Origin of the sequence: Paenibacillus haidiansis, assembly GCF_036553665.1 — a bacterium.
Lineage (GTDB): Bacteria > Bacillota > Bacilli > Paenibacillales > Paenibacillaceae > Fontibacillus > Fontibacillus haidiansis.
Genome location: NZ_JAZHPZ010000003.1, coordinates 335,573 through 359,328, shown reverse-complemented (window position 1 = coordinate 359,328; position 23,756 = coordinate 335,573). Strand labels below are relative to the sequence as shown.

Below are 23,756 nucleotides of genomic sequence, written 5' to 3'. Positions count from 1 at the left end.
TATAACGATAATCGGCATGAATGGATATGAAGAATAGGCTTCGGCATTATATGGATATTGCTTTAAGATATGCCCGATCCAAAGGCGACAAATACCATGAATATTTTATAGAAGCGCAATTAAACGTCCTGGATAGAATTTTAGAAGGAGAGCCTTATTATGCTTCTACCTTTTATATTCCAGGCGAGTGGACTCCTCTTCTTGACAGACCGGTACTTTATATGGAACGTATTTCCGGATTTGCGGCAGCAAATCGCCTCGTACGCCATTTGTCCGATAAACGGGTGCAAGCGAGTACGCCGGGTTGCGACTGTACTTACCAGTTAATGTTTCAGTGCTTGCTTGATGAAGGGTTGATTCCTCCTCCTTCAGGCTATCTGGCTATGAGTTACGCCTGCAACAACGCGTTCTCTTTCAGTAAAGCATCCGCTGCCCGATACGATGTTCCATGCTACTCCATTAATGTTCCTAGAATTCCGAATATGCATACCATCTCGGATTTAGGTCGTTCTTTAGCGAGGATGGGGGCGTCTTTGAATGTTTGTTTGGATAGTGATCGTTTAACAAACGCCATAAAACTATCTAATTCCGCGCTTGCAATTAAAAATCAGATTGATCAATTGAGAATACTGTATCCCGGGATTCTTGACGCCACCGACGGATTCAAGCTTTTCACCATTTATAACGATTTGGGCAGTAATCACGCGGTGGCAGTGCTTGAACAGTTGCTGGCTACCATTGAAAAACGGATTTCCGGATACCGCCCGCCACTCGGATCTAAATGGATTTGGCTTGGCGTCATTCCCTTATATCGTAACAATTTATTAATGGAGACCGAGTGCAGACTTGGAGGAAGATTCGTATATGAAGAGTTGTTCAGCTTCGGAGATTTGGAGCCGATTCAGGCGGACAGCTTCTATAAGGATCTCGCCCGCCGGATTGTAAATTCCCACTTTTTCTCCGTTCAACGCAGGGCCGACTTTATTATGGATATCGCCGCAAAAATGGGTGTCGAAGGAATCGTCTGTTTTTCTCAACGGAATTGTTCGTTCCTCCCTCCCACAGTTCCGTATTTGCGGCGAACTCTAAAATCGACGGGTATGGCGTTTATGGACTTTACCGGGGATGTTATAGACCCGAATTATTTTGATGAAGGAAAGTACTGGCTCACGATGGAGGAATGGACTGGTATGCAAAATGGGGGTGCATGCCGTGTTCGTTGACATGGAGGTTCGGGGAGGTTCGGTCGGAATCATTACGATGAATCGTCCTGCAACAAACAGTTTGAATATTCTATTACTGTCTGAGCTATCCCAAGCTATAGATGCATTCGAGGAGCAAAAGGAGATTCATGTCGTACTCATAAAAAGCAGTCTCTCGTTCGGATTTTCTTCCGGACTTGATTTGGGAAGCTTCTATAAAGCAGGAGATCGCGAAAAGACGGGGTGGAATATTTATAATTCCGTCAAACAAGTTTTTGACATCAATCAAAAAATTGTGAAGTCCGCCAAAATCTATATCGCCGTTTTGTCCGGCCCGGTCATCGGATCCGCAGTGTCCATAGCCTTAAGCTGTGATCTGCGAATCGCAAATGAGACAATGTGGTTGTGGTTGCCCGATCCCCAATACGGAGGTTTGCTTGCTGACGGGGGAAGTGAGATGCTGGCCCATTTAATAGGATCTTCAAGGGCTAAGATGGCGTTATTGACCAACGATCGTATCAGTGCCAAGAAAGCATGGGATTGGGGTCTTATCTATGATATGCCGGATGGTCCTAATCTTGAGTTGATTTCGTTAAACATCAGCCGAAGGCTGGCCAGCTATTCGTACGCCACTTTACGGGAAACCAAAAAAGCATTCAATGATGGAGTATTCGGGACGTTTCGGCGTGACGAGTTGATGAATACCGCCTTTTCGTTTGAAATGTACCAGCGCCTTGAACAGTACTGCCATAATGGCATAAAAGGGAGGAATAACGATGTCGCTTCAAAATAAAGTGGCACTTGTCTCGGGAGGGTCGAGGGGAATCGGAGAGTCAACTGTTCGAACTCTTGCCGCAAAAGGTGCATTTGTAGCGTTTACTTATATTCATGAATCCCCTTCACTATCAAATCTTCGGGAGGACCCGATTTGGTCCGAAGGAAGAGTGAAGGCTTATAAAGCCGATGCCCGAAGCAGAGAACAGGTCCGAGAAATGGTAGGGGATATAATACATAATTGGGGCAAAATAGACGTTGTTGTAAACAATGCTGGAATTCGCAAGGACAGATCGCTTGTCATGATGACCGAGCAGGAATGGTTCGATGTTATGGACACCAATATAAATGGAGTATTCCATCTTACGCAAGCCGTTATCTTCCATATGATCAAGAAGAAATGCGGACGAGTTATAAATATCAGTTCTATAAGCGGAGTCAGCGGAATTTCGGGTCAAACCAATTATTCAAGCTCAAAAGCAGCATTAATCGGATTTACTCGCTCTCTTGCGAAGGAAGTAGCTCCTTACGGAATTAGTGTCAATTGTATCGCACCAGGAGGTGTGGAGACAGATATGACAGACAGTTTGAAAGCAAATGAAAGGGAGGGTTTATTGCGAGGCGTTCCAGTCGGAAGACTGGGAAAGCCGGAAGAGGTTGCGCAGCTGGTTGCTTTTTTGGCTGATGAAGAGTTATGTCCCGAATATTTGACTGGAAGTGTACTTCATTTAGACGGGGGATATGGATTGTGAATGCTAATGGTACATTGGATTCGCTTACGAATATCTGGGACAGAAAAACGATGCTCGCAAAATTATCGGCCATACATGCTTCGGGAAAGAGGTTTGGAGTTCTGCTATGCGATGTGGATTTTTTCATAAATATAGATTCTAAAGTTGGCAGTGTTGAAGGTGATTTGATTCTTCAAAGGATCGCATCGTTCTTTAAGAAGATTGAATTTTTTACAGTAGGCAGGTATGGAGGAGATGAATTCATTTTAATAGCGGAAGGGGTGGATCAAAAGCAGATTGTACAGATGGCGGAACATCTGCGTAAGAACTTCAGAAAGCAAAGATTTGTCAGCGGCGATTCCATATATGCGAAGGTGCCCATTACAGTGAGTATTGGCGCGGTCATTGGAGGTTTGACCAAGACTACGGAAAGCTTGCTTAAAAAGGCTGAAATTGCACTGGCTATGGCCAAAAAGCAAGGAAGAAACCGAACGGTGTTATCCGACGACAAGGACATTGTTCTTTATTATGACCATACAGCAAATGTTTCTACCATTGTCGGAGGGCAGTTAAAAGGTTATGCGGGTGATGGCGGTCCATCCGTTCAGGCATGTATCGCGGAGCCTTACGGAGTGGAATTGATGAATAATGGTGAGCTTCTCATCGTAGATCGTGGAAATCACTGTATACGACAAATTGATTCCAGGGGTGTAATCTCGTCCTTCGCCGGAAAAGGGAGGTACGGTTACAGTGGGGATAATGAAGATGCCGTGAACGCTCTAATGAATAAGCCTAGCGGTGTCGCGGCTTCCGCGGACGGGAACGTGTTCATAGCCGACACTGGCAACCACTGTATCCGGAAAATTAATAGGAACGGCAACATCTATACGATCGCAGGTTGTGGGATGGAAGGGTATGAGGGCGATGGAGGCTTGGCGATTAATGCTAAATTAAGTCGTCCGGGAGGTGTGGCCGTAGATGGAAAGGGAAATGTGTATACGAACGATTACGGCAACAATGTCATTCGAAAAATCTCGATAGATGGAATCATTAGTACTGTGGCAGGTTCGGGAAAGTTTGGTTACGAAGGAGACGGGGGAAGCCCTTTAGTGGCTTCATTGGACCGTCCATACGGTCTTGCCGTTACGCCTAACGGTCATAAGTTGTATATCGCTGATTACGGTAATCACTGTATACGGGTTGTCGATATGGAGAACAACAGCATCCGAACAGTTTGCGGCAAGGGAATACCAGGGTATGCAGGTGATGGAGGACCTGGTGAGGCAGCTCTTTTAAACGGCCCATTCTGGGTCAGTATTTGGAACGAAGACTTCATACTAATAGCCGACAGTGAAAATCATTGCATACGTTTGTATGATGTTGTTTCCGACAGAATCACGACTATAGTAGGGAACGCAAAAAGCGGATACCATGACAGCATGCTCGATAAAAGCGAGGCTTCGTTCAATTTGCCGGCGGGCCTTGTCGCCGACAACAATGGCGGAGGATGTCTGTATGTAGCCGATTATGGAAACAATGCGGTTCGACGCGTCCTTTTCAATTCATCCTCCTCCGGGGGGCGACAGTAATGTTGATTGTCATAATATCCGCATTGATTGCAATTTTTATCCTATATAACGTATATTGTGCTTCACGCGCGTACGCTAAGGCCTATTCCCTAAGTCATCCAAAAAGAGTTAAATATGATATCGCCCCCGGTAGAATACCGATGAGAGTTGAGAAATTCGAGTTCATGGCCTCTGACGGAGTGGTATTGAAAGGGATAGACTACATTCCCTGCTCAGAAAATAAAATAGGTACCCTGCTTGCTTGCCATTATCTGGGGGGCTCAAAGGAATCAATTATACCGACGGTCGAGGGATTGTTGAAGGCCGGGTTTCGAATTCTCAGCTTCGATTACAGAAACCACGGGGAAAGCGGCGAAGAACGGAAAATCCGATTTTGCCTGGAGGATGATTTTTATTGCTTCTATGAAGCTTGTCGGAAAAGAGGGATAACCGAATCCGTCGGGGTCATCGGTTTCTCGATGGGAGCAACACCTTCATTGCTCGGTTTGGCCAGATATCCGGATATTAAGGCAGCCGTCATTGACAGCGGGCCCTTAATAGATGTCAAAGCGTACTTTCTTTATGTACTGGAGAATGAGAGAGTGAAGAATCCGCTAGTCCGATTCTGGTTCTTGTATCTGTATCTGATTCGGGCCGGTTTTTGCAATATGGCCAAACATACTTTGTTCATGATGAGAAGGATAAGATCCAAACCCGTTTTGTTCATTCATGGCGGTCGGGATCACATTATTCCGATTGGCAATGCTGTAAAAGCTGGTCAATGCCTTCACCCAAGCTTTTATAAAATATGGGAAATTCCCGAAGCCCGGCATTTGACCAATTTTTACGTACGAAAGGAAGAATATCAGCAAAAAGTGGCTGATTTTTTTCAAGCTAGCTTGAATCGGGGGGATAGCATTGAAGAAGGTGGCGTTAATTTCTCCGAAAGGTAACATGTTCGGTAGAAGCAAAATTATGAGCGAGTTTTTAACCAATTCGGATTATATGAGCAGTTTTAAGTTACTGTGGACAGGCCCAAACCTCGGCTTGTTGACTGTTGCCGCTTTGTTCCCGGAGGACTGGGAATGCGACTATATTGATGAAAATTACAAATCGATCAATTATGATAAAGACTACGACTTCGTCTTCATTGGTGCGATGACTCAACAGGCAAACAATGCTTTCCTTATTGCATCGGCTTTTCGAAACAAAGGGACATTGACAGTAATTGGCGGGATTCATGCAACTCTCATGGCAGAGGAGGCATCTCATTATGCGGATGTTGTCATATCCGGAGAAGTAGAGCCGTTATGGGACGATTTTATGCGGGATCTTGAAAAAGGATGTTTAAAACAAATTTACCGGGAGGAGCAGCCTGGACAATATAAATATGACAATTCCCCAATCCCGCGATATGAGCTCCTAAAAGGCTATGATTATCCTTTGGTAACGCTTCAGACGACTCGAGGATGTCCGCATGATTGTTCCTTTTGTGCCGCATCCAAGGTTTATGGCAAAAAATACAGACGCAAAGGAAACAAACAGATTTTGCAGGAGCTTATTATTCTTTCTCAATTGTATCCGGACGCCCTTATTTTGTTCTCCGACGATAATATGTTCGTCGACCGTAATAGTAGTAAATCTTTGCTGCAGGATATGGCGCCTATGAAGATCCGGTGGATCGCGCAAACGGATATTTCGATAGCCGCAGACGAAGAATTGCTGAAGCGTATGGTAGTTGCTGGGTGTCAATGGATCGTTATCGGATTCGAGAGCACATCCTATGAAAGTTTGTGCAATTTGGATCAAACTAACTGGAAACTTAAGCAATTACCACGATACGAGAATTCGATTCAAACTATACAATCGTATGGGATAGGTGTTTATGGAACCTTTATCGTGGGCCTGGACTATGACGATGAAGATGTATTTAAGGCGACGGCAGATTTCATTATCGCAAATAATTTGTATGGCGCGAACATAACCGTCCCGACCCCGTTACCGGGAACAAGATTACGGCAGCATATGCAAGAAGAGCAGCGGATTGTAAAGAAGGACTGGAGTTTCTATACATTCTGGGATGTCACGATCCAGCCTAAGCGAATGTCCAGCGCAACTTTGGAAGCAGGATTATTTTGGATTTATAGTGAAATCACTCAGCAACATGTTGTCGAACAGCGCTTGACTCAAATGAGAAAAATAATGAAAAGGCGAAGGCAAATATTAAATGAGATTTCGGGAAGTGCGGCTGATGAATGATCCCAAATATTCAATAGTTTTTCCTGGAAGGGAAGCCTTTTATAAAGGGCTTAACCGTTCTTTTCATGATGCATTTCCTTTATTTCGCCGTATTTACAAGGTTGCGAGCGATAGCTTAAAGGAGGACTTATTTCGGATATCTTTTGTTGCTCCCGGGGAAAGGCCCGATTTGCATACGGTTTGCTTGATTACATACTGTTATGGAATTGCGGCAGTATTGTTATCCAAGTCCAAACACCTGTCTCCGTCCGCTGTAGCCGGTTTTAGTCAAGGCGAATTTACAGCTTCGACTTTTGCGGGAGCACTCAGTTTGCCACACGTCCTGGGGCTTGTCCATCGACTTGAAAAACTGCTATTAAACCATTCCCATTTGATTAATGGCAGTATGGCGAGAATTGTCGAATTGGATAGGGGAATATTGGAGCAATGTTGCCGAAGGATAGATCCTGATCGCCGCGCGGTTTGCATTGCAATATACCTGTCTTCCGACCAGAATATTATTTCAGGTGCTGCAACAGAAGTCGAACAAGTTTGCCGGCTTGCCAAAGCTTCAGGAGCCCGTTGGGCAATACCTCTAAACGATGGGGCTTATCACAGTCCTTTATGCCGAAGTATTCAGATGATGTCCAAGCCGATCTTTGATGAATATCGATTTTGTGAGACTTCGTATCCTTTGTATTCATGCACTGATGGCAAAGCATCCACTGCAGGACCAGAAATACTCAAGAAGCTATCCGTGCAAATCGGGATGCCGGTTCTCTGGGATACTGTTGTTGAAAATTTTCGCAAAGAGGTGATTAGTCATGTTTTTGAATTGGGACCCGGCTGCACCGTCTCGGCGAATTCTCGTTTGATATGTCCTGAACTGAGATATATGTGGATTAATTCTCCGGAGGATTTAAATCATGCTGTCGAAGGTTTGGCGGAATTGAATAAGAAGCCGATGAGGGGCCATTAATATGTTAAATATTCAGCCTAAACATGAAGATTACCGTAGCTGCCTAGAGGATATTCTCGCTTCGGTATCAGCATATTGGAAAAGAGATCATGAACTTATGTTTATTGGCTCGTGGAATTTTTGTTTTAGGAGTTCCTGCACTAATACAAGCGAGACTTTGGGGAGCCGGCTTCATGAAGGAGAAGAGAACACCCGGAGGTATCTTGATTATTACCACGGAATTGTGCTGGAAACGCACGATCCGATCTCTGAGAAGGAACTTTGGGAAATTGTCGCAAGCGAATTGACCGGAAATAAGCCAGTAATCATTTACGTAAATGATTACTGGTGTCCTTGGTCCAAAAATTATCGGATACGCGAGGAAATGCACCCATGTTTAGCCGTGGGAATGGGTTCCGACGATAACGGGTTGTTCTGTCTGGATCCTTACAACGTAAGTAACATACAGTTTCTTTCGGCCGATCTTTGTGGTCGATTACACAGGAAATGCGGCACTTTCCAATTACAGGATCGTCAAGAAAAACCGCACAATTGGTCAGAAATTATTTATAAAGCTTCATTCGGAATGCTGAAAAAGGAGGCCGATTTTGGAAACAGGTTCGACGATATGAGGGCATTTGCACAAGAAATTGGCCGATCATTGGATTTGGACGTTGAGGCAAGAGAAAACGGTTGGATGCTGGACTCGCTTCTGCTTGATAGATTGAAATATATAATGAGGAGACGCAAACAGTTTGCTGTTGTATTGAACTATTTAGCGCTTAATTGCGAGGAGGAAGCAGTTCCTTATCTTTCGCATCACAGCCGGCAAATGCTGGAGGCAGCCCAACAATGGGAAATTATACTGCAATTGTTGCTCAAAATGTTTTATACAAAAAGTTGGGAGACAGGGAGATTAAAAATTGCCGATAAATTACGAGAACTAGCAGATTTTGAGGAACAAATTGCTTTGGCGATGATCCAAATATCCAAGTAGATAAAAGATCTTACTAGGAGGAATACGGAATGAATAGGACCAAGGTGGAAGAAGAAATCTTCCAAAAAGTAAAAAAAATCATTTTAGCCAGAGTCGAAAATCAGGAAGAGTTCCAGCATTTTGGGATGGATGACGACTTTTCCAAGCTGGGTTTAAGTTCTTTATCCTATATAAAAATCGTGGTTGACATAGAAAATGAGTACGGTTTTGAGTTCGAGGATGAAGACCTAGATGCTAAGCGGTTTCCCGATATATATAGTTTGATTTTATATATTCACACAAGAATGAACCGTTAATGAGCACATATACTTGGTGGGCGGAATAATTGAGAAATTTCATGATAGTTTATTGCAAAAAAGAAATTCGTTGATAAAAATCGACAAAATTAATTCAAACGGGTGACTATCTGTTAAAACGTTAAATCAAAGAAGGATGGATTATAACAATGAAAATATTAAAGATTAACGTTCCACCCATCACGCTTATGACCCACCACGCCGCAGTTTTTTCGATTATTACGAATAATGATTCATATATACCGTGGGTTATCAGTAACTATTTGCAATTATTTAGAGACAGATATACCACGGATTTTTATATACATCAGCATACTTTAGTCACGTGTCCATGGCTAGAATGTTCCCCTCTTACTCTAAATGAAATGAGAAATGGTAACCTGATAAAAATATTAACCGAGTTAATAGATAAGAATAGTTATATATATGCGGTCGTTGAAGCTTATCATATTTCCTCATACCGCTTTTCATATCAAAAGTTTAGTTTCCCTCATCCTTTGTTTTTCTATGGATACGATAACGAGAAGAGAATTTTTTATGTAGCCGATTTTTTTTACGAGGGAAAGTACAGTTACTCTACAGCAAGCTATGATGAAATACACAGATCGATTAATTGTGAATTTGACTTTTGGACAAAGGGAGGAATTATTCTTAATTACTTACCCAATATTAACTATTCATTTAATATTGAAAATATTAAAACTTCGTTAAAAGATTATTTGTATTCCAACAATAAGTCAAAGCTGTATAGGCCATATCAATATTTTGAAGCAAGCGATTCCGTTTATGGATTAAACCTGTCTATAGAAATAGCAAAAGATATAGAGCTTCTTGATGATGATAAAGTACTTGATATAAGACCTATGGCGATGCTTGTCGAGCATAAAAAAGTACTTTTACTCTTAAACGATTATCTTTACAAAAATAATTATCTGAGTCATAATTTTAATTCCAAACTAAAACCGCTATATGAGCAAACCCTTTTAATACGAAATTTGCTTTTAAAATATTCGATTAAAAAGGACAAGGATTTAATTAAAAGGGCGACGAATCAACTTATTTCACTTGTTGAAGAAGAAAGAACGATCATTGAAATGATACTAGACAATATTAAAGTTTTGGGGCCCGGCCAGGCAACATAAAAGCCGGGTTATTTATGGTAATCTTTTCAAAAATACTGTCAACTACCTCGTCAAGACTCCCCGCGTATAAACGGACGAATCTCCGAAATGTTAAAAGTTTTTGCAAAATCTACTTTATCAGCAATTCTGATAGCATCTATAAAATCATTCGAATTGACCATTTTCACCGGCTATGATAACTTCAAATAAGGACTAATTCTGACCGTATTAGTAGGAATTGATTATGTATGCTACGTGAGGTGGATATGTTGGAACTTCAAGTTACGAACAGCCCTTTTGATCAGGGGCAAGCGGATTTGCTCAACCGTCTGCTGCCGACGCTGAACGGGGTTCAGCGCGTGTGGCTGAGCGGTTATCTGGCGGCAGGTTTAGGAACGGGGGCGGCGGATATATCGAAGGCCGGTGTCCCGGAGGCGACCGTCTCGGCGGTGGCCGCCGCGGCGGACGCGGCGTCTGCATCTGCGGCGGTACTTAGCGCCCCGGCGGCTGCGCAGAGTGCTATTTCCAAAGAGGTTACGGTCTTGTTCGGCTCGCAGACCGGCAACGGGAGCGGACTGGCCAAGAAGCTGGCCAAGCGCTTGGAAGATCAAGGCTTCCAGGTTACCCTTTCGTCGATGGGAGACTTTAAGCCGAACGCGTTGAAAAAGGTGGAGAACCTGCTCGTTATCGTAAGCACGCAGGGTGAAGGAGAGCCGCCGGACAGCGCGATCGCGTTCTACGAGTTTCTGCACAGCAAAAGAGCGCCGCAGCTTGACGGCCTGCGGTATTCCGTGCTCGCCCTGGGCGATACGTCCTACGAATTTTTTTGCCAGACCGGCAAAGATTTCGATCAGCGCCTGGCGGAGCTTGGAGGCAAGCCGTTCGTACCGCGGGTCGATTGCGATGTCGACTTCACGGATGCCGCCGCAGAGTGGATGGACCGCGTGGCCGGCGCTTTGGCGGAAGGAGCGGGGACCGCGGCGCCGGCCGGCGCAAGCGCGGCTGCGGCTTTGGCATCCGGCGTGACCGCGGCGCCGGGAGAGGCTTCCAGCGAAACACCAGTGGAATATTCCCGCAAAAATCCGTTCCGGGCCGAGGTGCTGGAGAACATCAACCTCAACGGCCGCGGATCGGAGCGGGAAACCCGTCACCTCGAAATTTCGCTGGCGGGCTCGAATCTGACGTATGAACCCGGCGACAGCCTGGGCATCTTCCCGGAGAATCATCCCGCGCTGGTCGACGAGCTGATCGCGGCGATGGGCTGGAACGCGGACGAATCCGTCAGCGTGAGCAAGGAAGGCGATTCGCTGCCGCTGCGCGAAGCGCTGGTGCGGCATTACGAAATTACGCCGCTGACCAAGCCGGTGGTTGTGAAGGCGGCGGAACTGAGCGGGAACGCCGCTTTGAAGGAGCTGCTCGAGCCGGGCAAGCGCGAAGAGTTGAAAGCCTATTTGAACGGGCGCGATGTGCTGGATCTGGTGCAGGATTACTCGCTGCGCGGGATTCCGGCGCAGCAGTTTACGGAAGCCCTGCGCAAAATTCCGGCGCGGCTGTACTCCATCGCGAGCAGCTTGAAGTCCAGCCCGGACGAGGTGCATCTTACTGTCCGGGCGGTACGGTACGAGAATGCCGGGCGCGACCGCTACGGCGTGTGCTCCGTGCAGCTCGCGGAACGGGTGCAGTCGGGTGAAACGCTGCCGGTGTTCATCCAGCGCAACCCGAACTTCCGGCTCCCGGACAACTCGGATACGCCGGTCATCATGATCGGCCCGGGTACCGGTGTAGCGCCGTTCCGCGCTTTCCTCAGCGAACGGGAAGAGACGGGGGCGCAGGGGAAGACATGGCTGTTCTATGGCGATCAGCATTTTACGACCGATTTCCTGTATCAGGTGGAATGGCAGCGCTGGCTGAAGGACGGCGTGCTGACCAAGATGGATGTGGCGTTCTCCCGCGATACGGAGCAGAAGGTATATGTGCAGCATCGGATGCTGGAGCACAGCCGCGAGCTGTACGAGTGGCTCAAGGAAGGAGCGGTCGTCTACGTCTGCGGCGATAAATCGAAGATGGCTCACGACGTGCATGCGGCGCTGGCCACGATTCTGCAGCAGGAGGGCGGACTCAGCCCCGAGGAAGCCGCCGACTATTTGACTACAATGCAGCAGCAGAAACGTTATCAGCGGGACGTTTACTAAGAGGGAACGAAAGTCGCTACCCGAGGGAGGAGAACACAGCGATGTCGGAAAACAATTTGTTGTCGCCAAACAGTGCGCCGCACAGCGACGTGGAAGATATTAAAATAAGAAGCAATTACCTGCGCGGGAAGCTCGCAGAGGTGCTGGAGGACCGGATTACCGCCTCGATTCCCGAGGACGAAAACCGGCTGATGAAGTTCCACGGCAGCTACATGCAGGATGACCGCGATCTGCGCAACGAGCGCAGCAAGTCGAAGCTGGAGCCGGCTTATCAGTTTATGCTGCGCGTCCGCGCTCCGGGCGGCGTCGTCACGCCGGACCAGTGGCTGATGATGGACCGCATCTCGGCCGCCTACGCGAACGGAACGATCCGCTTGACGACGCGGCAGTCGTTCCAACTGCACGGCGTGCTGAAATGGAATATGAAGAAGACGATCCGGGAGGTCCACGACTCCTTGCTGACCACGCTTGCGGCCTGCGGCGATGTCAACCGGAATGTGATGTGCAACCCGAATCCGGATCAATCGGAGGTCCATGCCGAGGTATATCACTGGGCAAGCCGGCTGAGCGAGCATCTTGAGCCGCGCACCCGGGCTTATCACGAAATTTGGCTGGACGGCGAGAAGGTGGCCGACAGCCGGGGGGATTCCGAACAGGAGCCGATCTACGGCAAGGTCTACCTGCCCCGCAAGTTCAAGATCGGGATCGCGGTGCCGCCGTCCAATGATGTCGATGTCTTTTCGCAGGATTTAGGGTTGATCGCCATCGTGGACAAGGGCAAGCTCCAAGGCTTCAACGTCGCCGTCGGCGGCGGGATGGGCATGACGCACGGCGATCCGAACACGTATCCGCAAGTCGGTCAGGTGATCGGGTTCTGTACGCCGGAGCAGGTCATCGAGCTGGCGGAGACGACGGTGACGATCCAGCGCGATTACGGCGACCGTTCCGTGCGCAAGCATGCCCGGTTCAAATATACGATCGACGACCGCGGCATCGACTGGTTCGTGGCCGAGCTGACCCGCCGTTTGGGCTGGAAGCTGGAAGCTGCGAGAGCGTATCATTTCGAGCATCACGGCGACCGGTACGGTTGGGTGAAGGGCGTCGGCGGGAAATGGCATTTTACTTTGTTTATCGAGAACGGCCGGATCAAGGATGAAGAGAATTATCTTCTGAAAACCGGGCTGCGCGAAATCGCCAAGGTTCATACCGGCGACTTCCGTCTGACCGCGAATCAGAACCTGATCATTGCCGGTGTGACGACCGCGAAGAAGAAAAAGATCGACGCGCTGATCGCGCAGTACGGCATCACTAGCGGGGAACGTTATACGGCGCTGCGGCGCAATTCGATGGCCTGCGTGGCGCTGCCGACCTGCGGGCTGGCGATGGCCGAGTCCGAACGGTATTTGCCGACTTTGCTGAACAAGATCGATCTGCTGCTCGGCGAGTCCGGGCTGCAGGACGAGGAGATCGTCATCCGCATGACCGGATGCCCGAACGGATGCGCCAGACCGGCGCTGGCCGAGCTGTCTTTCATCGGCAAGGCGCCGGGCAAGTACAATATGTATCTCGGCGGGGGCTTTGCCGGGCAGAGACTGAACAAGCTGTACAAGGAGAATATTGGGGAAACGGAAATACTGGACTCGTTACGGGTTATTTTTAACCGATATGCCCAAGAACGCCTGGAGGGCGAGCATTTCGGGGATTTTACGATCCGCGCCGGGTACGTGAAGGAAGTTAAGTCGGGGTTGGATTTTCACGCATAATTAACATGATCAATTACCGGGGAACAAGAGAGCCTGTGCCGCAATTCGCGGTGCGGGTTCTTTTGTATGCCGGAGGAGTCTTTTGTAGGAAATGCGGTAGATTCGGTAGCGGATGGTGCGGGCGCTTATCAGTGAATTATGAGGGTTTTATCATGTTGCGGCGATTTTGTTAAAATAGGAGTTAAGTTAAGATAAGTCAAGACAGGGAGTCTGGAGGGAACGAAGCTGGAAACATACGCTTGCTTGTATATTATCCGCGGGGAACCGTACCGCCCGGGCACATGCATCAACCTGAGCGAGCCGGATACCGAGGTGGGCAGGGCATCGAAAGACAATTCGCCGGATGTGGCGTTCAGCAATATTTTCATTTCCCGCAAGCATCTTCAAATCCGCCGAGAGGGAGAGAAGGCGGTGCTCTATGATTTGGGCAGCCGGCACGGGAGCGAGGTCAACGGAGTGCGGGTGATTCCGTACGCCCCTTATGTGCTGGAAACCAACGACCGGATCGAGCTGGCGCGGGGAACGGCGGTTCTGCATTTTTCGTATACGACGGGGGAGCAGACGCTGGAATTCGATGCGCTCAGAACGGAGCCCGAAAGGGTGGAGTCGGAAGCCGGGCATGTAACGATTCTGTGGGAAAAAAGGGAATGCCATATCGACGGACACAAGATTCCAATGTCGGAGAAGGAGTTCCTGCTCATCCAACTGCTGCATCAGCATATCAACCGGCTGGTGACGATGGCGGAGATCAAAAGCGTCGTCTGGCACGACCGGGCCCTCGGCAATGACGGGCTGCCCGATGTGACGGCCGATGAGATCAGCGCCTTGATCTACCGCATTCGCAAAAAATACGGCAAAGACGCTTTCCGGATTACCGCTGTCCGCGGAAACGGCTATATTCTCGAAGGGGATTCATATACATAAGACCAACGGGATAGCTTTCCGTCGTAATGAATGATGGAGGACGGCTGGTATGCAATTTTTAAAAAGGCTTGTGCGACGCAAACGATTCTGGATTATTTTGGGATTCATCCTGTTTATTTATTTGAACAATACTTCGCTGTTTGTCGGAGGGTCGGGTGAGGGGCCGAAGCTGCTGGCGCATCGGGGGCTGGCGCAAACCTTCCCGATGGAAGGGATCGAGAACGACACCTGCACGGCGCAGCGGATCTATAAGCCCGAGCATCCTTATCTGGAAAATACGATCCCGTCCATGGAAGCCGCGTTTGCGGCCGGGGCGGATATGGTCGAGTTCGACGTCAAGCCAACGAAGGACGGGCAATTCGCCGTGTTCCACGACTGGACGCTGGATTGCCGGACCGAGGCGCAAGGAACGACCAAGGATTACACGATGGCCGAGCTTAAGCTGTTGGATATCGGATACGGCTACACGGCTGACGGAGGAGCTACTTTTCCTTTTCGCGGCAAGGGGGTCAACATGATGCCTTCGCTGATGGAAGTGTTGAATAATTTTCCCGACCGATCGTTCCTGATTCATATTAAAAGCAATGACGCGGAGGAAGGGGTTCAACTGGCGCAGTATTTCACGGATATGCCTGCGGATAAGCTGAGGCAATACACGGTGTACGGCGGCGACGAGCCGATCGCGGCGCTCAAGGAACAGCTGCCGGACATGAAGGCGATGTCCAAAGCGAGCCTCAAAACATGCCTCATTTCCTACGAGGCTTCCGGCTGGACCGGCTATGTTCCGGCGGCTTGCCGGAATACGGAGCTGCATATCCCGGAGAAGATCGCCCCCTGGATCTGGGGCTGGCCGGAGAAATTCGTCGCCCGGATGGAGCGCGTGGGAACGCGCGTCATCGTCGTAGGGGGAGACGGGAGCGATTTCTCCAGCGGCTTTGACAGCCTGGAGGATGTGGAGCGGCTGCCGGACTCGTACAGCGGGTGGATCTGGACGAACCGGGTCGACCGGATCGGAGGCATTCAGCTGGAGTAGGGAGCGGGGAGCAGCTTAATTGAGAATGTTTATTTCTCCTTGACTAATTTTGGTTTTTCTTGTAAATTGGGCAATAAACTTATACTATAACGCTAAAAAGCTTTGACCAAGGCCCCATCGTTACAGGATTCGCCGTCCAGAGAGGAAGCCCTCGGGCTGAAAGGTTTCCCGCCGCGAAGTAACGTTGACCCTACCTTGCGAGCTGTGACGGAGATCGACACGAGATTCTCCGCCGACCGGCCCGCCGGCCGTTATCCGATGAAGGACCGCATAAGGGTATGGGTTTAGGTATGCCTGCATACTGCTGCGGTCGAAATAAGGGTGGTACCACGACACATTCGTCCCTGACGGATGTGTCTTTTTGTTTTGCTGGAGGGTTCGGCTCGTTGCCGATGGCAATTGGATAAATCCACTTAACGAGCGCGGGAAGGGGATCGTTTGCGATTGTGGTTGGAGAAATCCAATAAGAAATGCGACTTCTGGCTGTTTTGGGCGAAAATTTCGCCTGTTGATTGGAAATTTCCAATCAGGCTGGAGGGAGGAGCTTTTTAAGTCCGGTTTTATTGGAAATTTCCAATGGGACGAGCGAATACAATTTCCATATTTTAAAAGGAGAGATGAAGTATGCATCAAAGCCAGTTGTTATTAAACACCCTGCGCGAAGCGCCGGGGGATGCGGAAGCGGTCAGCCATCAGCTGCTGCTACGAACGGGGTTAATCCGCCAGCTTGCCGCCGGTATTTACACCTATCTGCCGCTGGGCAGAAGGGTGCTCCGCAAGGCGGAGCAAATTGTGCGGGAGGAAATGGACCGCGCCGGGGCGCAGGAGCTGCTTATGCCGGCGTTGCAGCCGGCGGAGTTATGGCAGGAATCCGGCCGTTACGAAGTATACGGGCCGGAGCTGATCCGCCTGTCGGACCGGCACGGCCGGGAATTTGCGTTGGGGCCGACCCATGAGGAGGTCATCACGACGCTGGTGAAGCAGGAGATCAGCTCCTACCGGAGGCTGCCGGTCACGCTGTACCAAATCCAGACGAAGTACCGCGACGAGCGGCGTCCCCGCTTCGGCCTGCTGCGCGGGCGGGAATTCCAGATGAAGGACGCGTACTCGTTTGACCCGGATTGGGAGGGGCTGGACCGCTCCTACTGGAGCATGTATCACGCGTATCACCGGATTTTTGAGCGGTGCGGGCTGAATTTCCGCCCGGTCGAAGCGGACGCCGGGGCCATCGGCGGCGAAGGAGGAACCCTCGAGTTCATGGCCCTGGCGGACATCGGCGAGGATACGATCGCGACTTGTACCTGCTGCGGCTATGCCGCGAACCTGGAGAAGGCCGAGTCGGGAACGGTCTTGGCTTCGGCCGGCGAAGCGGGTGTGGGCGCTGCCGGGGGGTACTCCGCGAATGAGAGCGGGAAGCCGCAGCCGGAAAAATTCCATACGCCGGGGATCAAAACGATCGGTCAGTTGACGGAGGCCTTCGGGATCCGGGCATCCGATATTCTGAAAACGGTCATGTTCATGGCGGACGGCGAGCCGGTGGCCGTGGTGATTCGGGGAGATCAGGAGATCAACGAGCTGAAGGTAAAAAATTACCTGGGCGCAAACGAGTTCGAAATCGCCGATCCCGAAGCCGTGCAGGCTTTGACCGGGGTTCCGGTCGGATTCGTCGGCCCTTACGGGTTGAACCTGCCCGTGTTGTTCGATCATACGGCCGCAGAGATGGAGCAGGGAATCGCCGGAGCCAATGAGCCGGATTATCATTACCGCTATCTCGTTCCCGGGCGGGATTTGGAGCTGACTCGGGTCGGCGATTTCCGTACCGTTCAGGAGGGCGATCCCTGCCCGCGCTGCGCGGAGGGCGTGTTGAAATTTCACCGGGGCATCGAGATCGGGCATGTTTTCAAGCTCGGCACGAAATACAGCGAGAAGTTGGGCGCGACTTATCTCGACGCTTCCGGCCGGGCGCAGCCGATGATTATGGGCTGCTATGGAATCGGCGTGTCGCGGATCTTGTCCGCGGCGATCGAGCAAAACCACGACGAGCACGGCATCATCTGGCCGCTCGCGCTGGCACCGTACCAGGTGCATGTGATCCCCGTCTCCGCCAAGGATGAGACGCAGATGGCGCTTGCACTGGACTTATATGAGAAGCTGCAGGCCGAAAGGGTCGAGGTGCTGCTCGACGACCGCAATGAGCGGGCCGGCGTTAAATTCAAGGACGCCGATCTGATCGGGCTGCCGCTGCGGATCGTGATCGGCAAGGATGCCGCGCAGGGCCGGATTGAATGGGCCGAGCGGCGCGATCCGGCCGCCAAAATGCTGCTTACGGCTGAAGAAGCGGTGGAGCGGGTTCTTGAGGCGGTGGCGGGGAAATAGAAGCATAAATGCTAGCTTTTCTATATAATACGGTTTTCCGAATTGTCTTTAACAGTCCGGGTGCCTATAAAACTTTGCAAACGGTCAGCCGTATCCTTTGAAGCGGTATAAATCATGAGCTTCAGCTCGGGATCGGTTGGCGGTTGCAAGGATACATGTTCAAATTCCATCTCCCCAATCCTCGGGTCGGACCAATGTTTGTGGCAATCCGTAACAACCTGAACGCCATGCTGCGGCCATATCTCGCGGAATAGCTCACTAATCTGCATAAACTCCTCAATAAGCTCCTTAAACCTCGCATCATTAGGAAAATGTGCGTAATCCGCACGAAAACGAGCGATCATGATTTGCGCTTTGGCTTCCCACTCCATATTTTTCGATTTAAGCGATATGTCCATTAAAAACCGTCTCAACCAATTGGGTTTCTGTTGTAAATCATTTGAGAATGCCGGTAATCCAAACACAATCTCTGCCGCTTGGTTCCAAAGCAACAAATCCCAACTTCTTCCCATAATGAATGCAGGATTCGGTTCAAGAGCCATAATCGTTCGCTCCAAACCGATATTCAGTTCTTGTTCTTCTACTTTTACCTGTTTTATCGGCTTCGCCAGTAGATGGAGATGACAACGTTCATCCTCAGTCAAACGCAGTGCTTTTGCTATATTATTCAGTACATCCTCTGATGGATTGATATTTCTGCCTTGTTCCAAAGAGGTATACCAGGATGTTCCAATATGAGCAAGCTGGGCTACTTCTTCCCGTCGAAGTCCGGGTGTACGACGTCTTCCATAGGATGGTAACCCGACTTCCTGTGGAGCGAGTCGTTCCCGACGCGAACGCAAAAATTCACTTAACGATATGCTAGAAGAGATAACTTCCATTGACTACCCTCCTTATCCTAACACTGTCAATCATACGATAAACACAGGAAGGAAGCCACGCGCACATTCTGTCAGACTGCCATTATAGATCTGAAGAACTCAGGAGGGATTTTAAAATGAACGTTTTCGTAACAGGAGCAACAGGCAAAATAGGAAGCCGCTTTGTTCCGCGTTTGTTACAACATGGTCATCACGTCAAACTTTTGATTCGGGACACTAGAAAAACGGAGTGGTTTCGCGAGCAAGGGGCTGAAGTTTTAGAAGGTGATCTTTTGCAGACAGACAGTTGGAAAGCCGCTCTCCGGGGTACGGATGTCGTAGTTCACTTGGCTGCGCAGTTCCGCGGTGTTGACGAGAACACTGCCAGAATGTCAAACATCGATGCCAGTATAGCATTAGCTCACGCTGCGTTGAAAGCGGAAGTGCCAAGGTTTGTTTTTACCAGCACCAATTTGGTATACGGTTCAGGAAATCAATCGAGACCTAGTCGTGAAGATGACGAATTAAGACCGGTTTTGCCATATCCTCAAACCAAAGCAGTTGCTGAAGATGCGCTGCTGAGGCTTCATCGCGATAAGGGTTTGGGACTGCGCATTTTGCGGCTTGCTTTTGTCTATGGTGAGCGTGATCCCCATATCAAGGAATTTCTACCGTTCATGAGTAAATGGAATCCTGCCAAACGACTCCATATGGTGCACCATGCGGATGTAAGTCAGGCCCTTCTGTTAGCTGCTTCCACACCAGGTATAGACGGCCGAATCTATAATGTTGCCGACGACGCACCGTTCTCCGTAGCAGAGTTGTACCAGCTTCATGACAACCCAATTTCGCCGGAAGCGCAACAGCAGGATTTTAATCCATGGGACATGATCGTAGATACAACGCGTATAAGAGACGAATTACATTATCGTCCAATTTTCCCGTCGTTCTATACGGCAAGAGATGCTGGAGCTATATAACAGTTATAATGATTGTTCGCGCCTACTGGCGCTTTTTTGTTAGCTGCTATATAATTTTTAAGCGGTCTTGTCTATAGGCTCACGCCGATCCGCCTATTTTAAGTATAGCGAGGTACAGCACAACATGAACGCAATTGAAGTGAAGGATCTACGCAAAACGTTCAAGGTCCAGAAGAACCGCGAAGGGTTGAAGGGTGCTTTTCAGGACTTGTTCAAGCGGGAATATAACGAAGTCGCCGCGGTCAAAGATATTTCGTTCAGCATCCCGCAAGGGGAAATCTGCGGATATATCGGCGAGAACGGCGCAGGCAAATCGACCACGATCAAAATGCTGACCGGGATTCTCGTGCCGACGTCGGGGAAATTGTCGGTAGGGGGTTTTGTTCCTTACGAGGAACGCGAGAAATTCGTACAGCATATCGGCGTGGTATTCGGACAGCGCAGTCAGCTCTGGTGGGATATCGGTGTAATCGAATCGTTCCAGCTGCTGCGCAAGGTGTATAAGGTATCCGAGCAGGATTACAAACGCCGGTTGGACGAGCTGGTGGAACGGCTGCAGTTGCAGGATCTGTTGAACCGCCCAGTCCGGAAGCTGAGTCTCGGGCAGCGGATGCGCTGCGAGCTGGTGGCGGCGCTGCTGCATAATCCGTCGATCGTGTTTCTGGACGAGCCGACGATCGGGCTGGATATCGTGGTGAAATCGGAGATACGCGAGTTTTTGAAGGATATGAACCGGGAACACGGCACGACGATTCTACTGACGACGCATGATCTCCAGGATATCGAGGCGCTGTGCTCGCGGGTCATTATGCTCGACGATGGCCGGATTATTTACGATGGCGGGCTCGAAGAGCTGAAAAACCGCTGGGGCACCGGACGCGAAGTGCAATTCCAATTCGGCACGGCCACGAAGCTGGCGCAGCTTCAGGGCTGGACGGCGGGGCTGCCGGTAGCGTGGTCGGCGGAGAACGAGCTCGGGGCGAAGGTGTGGATTCCGCTGGAGATCAACGTATCCGACGTGCTCGGGCAAGTGGTCGGCAAAGCGGACATCACCGACATCAAAATCATCGAAACGAATACGGACGATATCGTGCGCAGCATTTACCAATCCGGATCGGCGGAAAAGCAAGGTGACGCACCATCGGAGGTTCGCAACGACGAGGATGTGGTTGTCCATGTTTAGCGGGGCCGGGGCTTACCTCGATTTTATCCGGGTACGCTTTTTAACGATGCTGGCTTACCGGGTGAACTATTATACCGGCATTTTGATCTATACGCTCAATATCGGGGTTTACTATTTTACCTGGAAAGCGATTTACGGCGGCGGCGGAGAGCTCGGCGGGTTCACGGCGTCGCAAATGACGACTTATCTGGCCGTGTCGTGGATGGCGCGGGCGTTTTATTTTAATAATCTGGACCGGGAGATTTCCACCGATATTCGCGATGGAAGCATCGCGATCCAGTTTATCCGGCCTTATAACTATTTGATGGTGAAAATGATGCAGGGCTTCGGCGAGGGCTTGTTCCGGTTCATGCTGTTCATGATTCCCGGAATGGCGATCGCGATGCTGTTCTTTCCGGTGAAGCTGCCGACCGCGCCCGAGGCGTGGGCAGGGTTTCTGGTGATGCTGTTTTTCAGCTTCCTGATCAATTCGCAGCTCAATATGATCACCGGGCTGATGGCATTTTTTGTGGAAAATAATGAAGGCTTCATGCGCATGAAGCGGGTCGTGGTGGACCTTTTCTCCGGGTTGATCATTCCGATCAGTTTGTTCCCGGGCTGGCTTGCCGATATTATGGGCTTCCTGCCGTTCCAGGCGATCACTTACTTGCCGGGGTCCGTGTTTACGGGCCGGATTCAAGGGGTGGGCATTTGGAATGTGCTCGGCATCCAGGTGTTCTGGTTCCTGCTGCTGCTGATTCCGCTGTTCTGGCTGTACCGGCAGTCGCGCAAGCGCCTGTTCGTGCAGGGAGGTTGAGCCGATGAATATGGGATATTACTTGGGACTGATCGTCGAATATTTGAAAAACTATTTCAAAACCCGCATGACCTACCGGGCCGATTTCTGGGTCGAGGTCATTTCCGATCTGCTGTTTCAGGCGACGAACCTGATCTTTATCTTCGTCATCTTCATGCATACAGAAAGCCTTGGCGGTTGGAGCGAGGCGGAGGTCGTGTTTGTTTACGGGTTTTTCATGGTGCCGTACGGCGTGTTTAGCTGCTTCATCAACCTGTGGAACTTCAGCGAACGCTACATCGTCAAGGGCGAGATGGACCGGGTTATGACCCGGCCGGCGCACAACTTGTTCCAGATTTTCCTGGAAAATGTCGATCCCCCGGCGCTCGTCGGCTCCGTCATCGGGATCATTATTATGATCGTCAGCGGCGGGCAGCTCGGCCTGTCGTTCGAGTGGTGGACCATACCCGCGCTGATCTTGCTGACGCTGAGTGCGGTGGCGATTTACACCGGCATATACACGGCGCTCACGTCGCTGTCGTTCTACTCGGACGCGCCGACCGGCATTCTCCCGCTGATGTACAACGTCCAAGGTTACGGGCGCTACCCCGTCACCATCTACAACCGCGCCATCCAGGTGCTGCTCACCTGGATTCTGCCGTTCGCCTTCGTCGGCGTCTACCCGGCCGCGCTGTTCCTTGAGCGCGAGGACATGCGAACGATGGCGTTGATCACCCCGCTCATGGGCGCCGTCTTCCTCGCCATCGGCCTGACGCTCTGGAACTACGGCGTCCGGCGGTACCGCGGGGCGGGGTCGTAACAACGGGGTTAGGTTCAAACCCTGGAATGTAAGAGTTTGAAATGTTAAGCCCAAGAAGGGGAGCCTTCTTGGGCTTTTTGCTACTCTCGGAATTTTCGTTTCGGCTTGTTATTTCACACACAAGTACTGTTGAATTTCAAACGATAAATCAAATCACGACAGAACTACTTAAGAAAACGATTGAAGCTGGCGGGAATTATGATGGTCAGCGTTGAGAGGCTAAGAACGGCTTAGCCGCCCGGTAACCTTGTCGAGTAACTGGTAAATTAACCGAACACGATTAAACAAAGACTCAGGGCATAGAAAAAGCAACCCTGAGTCTTTGTTGTGTTCAATAATTTCGGCAACCTTTGTCGATTAATATGTCCTAGGCAGCCGATTATTCCAAAACCATATAATTTGGTGTTATTGTCTTATAATAAGAATGTCACGTGGTGGTACTCCAGTGCTTTGAATTTGAGATATTTGTGTGTTAGTAAGATTGCGGCCTACCAAAATGAACGAGGAGGTGACGTTATTGAAATTGAAATTACCCAAGTTAGCCACATTTTGACTGCCACGGAACACGCGGAAGGACCCCTGAAAATTAGTTCCCGAAAACAGTACAAGTGTTACTTGAGTGCTTTGCACAACATTTCTGAGTCGGAAGCTTGAAAGCGCATTGTTAAAGCGAAACGCTCCAAGATCACGAACCGCAACCCCTCCACGTCTGAAGAGAATCCGACGACCAGAAAAATTAGTACCTGACCAAAGTGCAAGACGTACATCACTGTTTGCCAACTATATCACTCCTTTTTTAAGGTTGATATAGTGTATTGCAGCTTTTAAAGATTGGTATAGACAATAAGAGCAGGGAAATAGTTTGATTTTACTAAAAGTAGGATAGATGTCGTATGAAGATAGCAACAAAGAAGTCGGGCGTATGGCATTAGAAGTTAATATGAACAATTGGATCTCAACCAAGT

At 49.6% G+C, this 23,756-nt stretch carries 21 protein-coding genes; 19 read left to right on the top strand and 2 right to left on the bottom strand.

The window, feature by feature from the left end; all coding sequences use genetic code 11:
* The first annotated feature begins 50 nt into the window (after positions 1–50).
* The 15 genes from V3851_RS08745 (at position 51) to V3851_RS08675 (ending at position 18,173) form a co-directional block, all read left to right on the top strand.
* Positions 51–1,223, top strand: a complete 1,173-nt coding sequence (locus V3851_RS08745) for a 2-hydroxyacyl-CoA dehydratase family protein (RefSeq protein ID WP_331846139.1) — start codon at positions 51–53, stop codon at positions 1,221–1,223.
* The gene (locus V3851_RS08740) at positions 1,213–1,995 is read left to right on the top strand and encodes an enoyl-CoA hydratase/isomerase family protein (RefSeq protein WP_331846138.1); all 783 of its coding nucleotides are present in this window, start codon (positions 1,213–1,215) and stop codon (positions 1,993–1,995) included. The genes V3851_RS08745 and V3851_RS08740 overlap by 11 nt, the downstream gene beginning before the upstream one ends.
* On the top strand, positions 1,979–2,728 hold the full coding sequence (locus V3851_RS08735; RefSeq protein ID WP_331846137.1) for a 3-oxoacyl-ACP reductase family protein: 750 nt from the start codon (positions 1,979–1,981) through the stop codon (positions 2,726–2,728). The genes V3851_RS08740 and V3851_RS08735 overlap by 17 nt, the downstream gene beginning before the upstream one ends.
* Positions 2,725–4,296, top strand: coding sequence for an NHL domain-containing protein (locus V3851_RS08730; RefSeq protein WP_331846136.1), 1,572 nt, complete (start codon positions 2,725–2,727; stop codon positions 4,294–4,296). Before V3851_RS08735 ends, V3851_RS08730 begins: the two co-directional genes overlap by 4 nt.
* Positions 4,296–5,228: an alpha/beta hydrolase gene (locus V3851_RS08725; RefSeq protein WP_331846135.1), complete on the top strand. Its 933-nt coding sequence runs from the start codon at positions 4,296–4,298 to the stop codon at positions 5,226–5,228. The genes V3851_RS08730 and V3851_RS08725 overlap by 1 nt, the downstream gene beginning before the upstream one ends.
* A complete protein-coding gene (locus V3851_RS08720; RefSeq protein WP_331846317.1) occupies positions 5,203–6,534 on the top strand; it encodes a B12-binding domain-containing radical SAM protein in 1,332 nt (443 codons plus the stop codon). Before V3851_RS08725 ends, V3851_RS08720 begins: the two co-directional genes overlap by 26 nt.
* Positions 6,527–7,492: an ACP S-malonyltransferase gene (locus tag V3851_RS08715; RefSeq protein WP_331846134.1), complete on the top strand. Its 966-nt coding sequence runs from the start codon at positions 6,527–6,529 to the stop codon at positions 7,490–7,492. The genes V3851_RS08720 and V3851_RS08715 overlap by 8 nt, the downstream gene beginning before the upstream one ends.
* A gap of 1 nt (position 7,493) precedes the next feature.
* Positions 7,494–8,468: a cysteine peptidase family C39 domain-containing protein gene (locus tag V3851_RS08710; RefSeq protein WP_331846133.1), complete on the top strand. Its 975-nt coding sequence runs from the start codon at positions 7,494–7,496 to the stop codon at positions 8,466–8,468.
* A gap of 29 nt (positions 8,469–8,497) precedes the next feature.
* The gene (locus V3851_RS08705; RefSeq protein ID WP_331846132.1) at positions 8,498–8,764 is read left to right on the top strand and encodes an acyl carrier protein; all 267 of its coding nucleotides are present in this window, start codon (positions 8,498–8,500) and stop codon (positions 8,762–8,764) included.
* A 149-nt stretch (positions 8,765–8,913) separates the two neighbouring features.
* Entirely contained in the window at positions 8,914–9,906 is a 993-nt protein-coding gene (locus tag V3851_RS08700; RefSeq protein ID WP_331846131.1) for a cysteine peptidase family C39 domain-containing protein, read from the top strand.
* A 248-nt stretch (positions 9,907–10,154) separates the two neighbouring features.
* Positions 10,155–12,077: an assimilatory sulfite reductase (NADPH) flavoprotein subunit gene (locus tag V3851_RS08695; RefSeq protein WP_331846316.1), complete on the top strand. Its 1,923-nt coding sequence runs from the start codon at positions 10,155–10,157 to the stop codon at positions 12,075–12,077.
* Positions 12,078–12,118: 41 nt separating this feature from the next.
* A complete protein-coding gene (cysI, locus tag V3851_RS08690; protein WP_331846130.1) occupies positions 12,119–13,840 on the top strand; it encodes an assimilatory sulfite reductase (NADPH) hemoprotein subunit in 1,722 nt (573 codons plus the stop codon).
* A gap of 243 nt (positions 13,841–14,083) precedes the next feature.
* Complete coding sequence (locus V3851_RS08685; protein ID WP_331846129.1) at positions 14,084–14,764, top strand: FHA domain-containing protein; 681 nt, start codon at positions 14,084–14,086, stop codon at positions 14,762–14,764.
* 49 nt (positions 14,765–14,813) lie between these two features.
* A complete protein-coding gene (locus tag V3851_RS08680) occupies positions 14,814–15,797 on the top strand; it encodes a glycerophosphodiester phosphodiesterase family protein (protein WP_331846128.1) in 984 nt (327 codons plus the stop codon).
* Between the two features lie 624 nt (positions 15,798–16,421).
* On the top strand, positions 16,422–18,173 hold the full coding sequence (locus V3851_RS08675) for a proline--tRNA ligase (RefSeq protein ID WP_331846127.1): 1,752 nt from the start codon (positions 16,422–16,424) through the stop codon (positions 18,171–18,173).
* Positions 18,174–18,193: 20 nt separating this feature from the next.
* Here V3851_RS08675 and V3851_RS08670 read toward each other — a convergent pair whose 3' ends face one another.
* Positions 18,194–19,054 carry a helix-turn-helix transcriptional regulator gene (locus tag V3851_RS08670; protein ID WP_331846126.1) on the bottom strand — a complete coding sequence of 287 codons (861 nt, stop codon included), beginning with the start codon at positions 19,052–19,054 and terminating at the stop codon, positions 18,194–18,196.
* Positions 19,055–19,170: 116 nt separating this feature from the next.
* Here V3851_RS08670 and V3851_RS08665 point away from each other — a divergent pair, with 116 nt between their 5' ends.
* From V3851_RS08665 to V3851_RS08650, 4 genes are all read left to right on the top strand, one after another.
* Entirely contained in the window at positions 19,171–20,013 is an 843-nt protein-coding gene (locus V3851_RS08665) for an NAD-dependent epimerase/dehydratase family protein (RefSeq protein ID WP_331846125.1), read from the top strand.
* Positions 20,014–20,137: 124 nt separating this feature from the next.
* Entirely contained in the window at positions 20,138–21,196 is a 1,059-nt protein-coding gene (locus V3851_RS08660) for an ABC transporter ATP-binding protein (protein ID WP_331846124.1), read from the top strand.
* Complete coding sequence (locus V3851_RS08655; protein WP_331846123.1) at positions 21,189–21,992, top strand: ABC transporter permease; 804 nt, start codon at positions 21,189–21,191, stop codon at positions 21,990–21,992. Before V3851_RS08660 ends, V3851_RS08655 begins: the two co-directional genes overlap by 8 nt.
* A gap of 10 nt (positions 21,993–22,002) precedes the next feature.
* Positions 22,003–22,791 carry an ABC transporter permease gene (locus tag V3851_RS08650; RefSeq protein WP_331846315.1) on the top strand — a complete coding sequence of 263 codons (789 nt, stop codon included), beginning with the start codon at positions 22,003–22,005 and terminating at the stop codon, positions 22,789–22,791.
* A 405-nt stretch (positions 22,792–23,196) separates the two neighbouring features.
* Here V3851_RS08650 and V3851_RS08645 read toward each other — a convergent pair whose 3' ends face one another.
* The gene (locus tag V3851_RS08645) at positions 23,197–23,571 is read right to left on the bottom strand and encodes a hypothetical protein (protein WP_331846122.1); all 375 of its coding nucleotides are present in this window, start codon (positions 23,569–23,571) and stop codon (positions 23,197–23,199) included.
* Positions 23,572–23,756 lie beyond the last annotated feature (185 nt).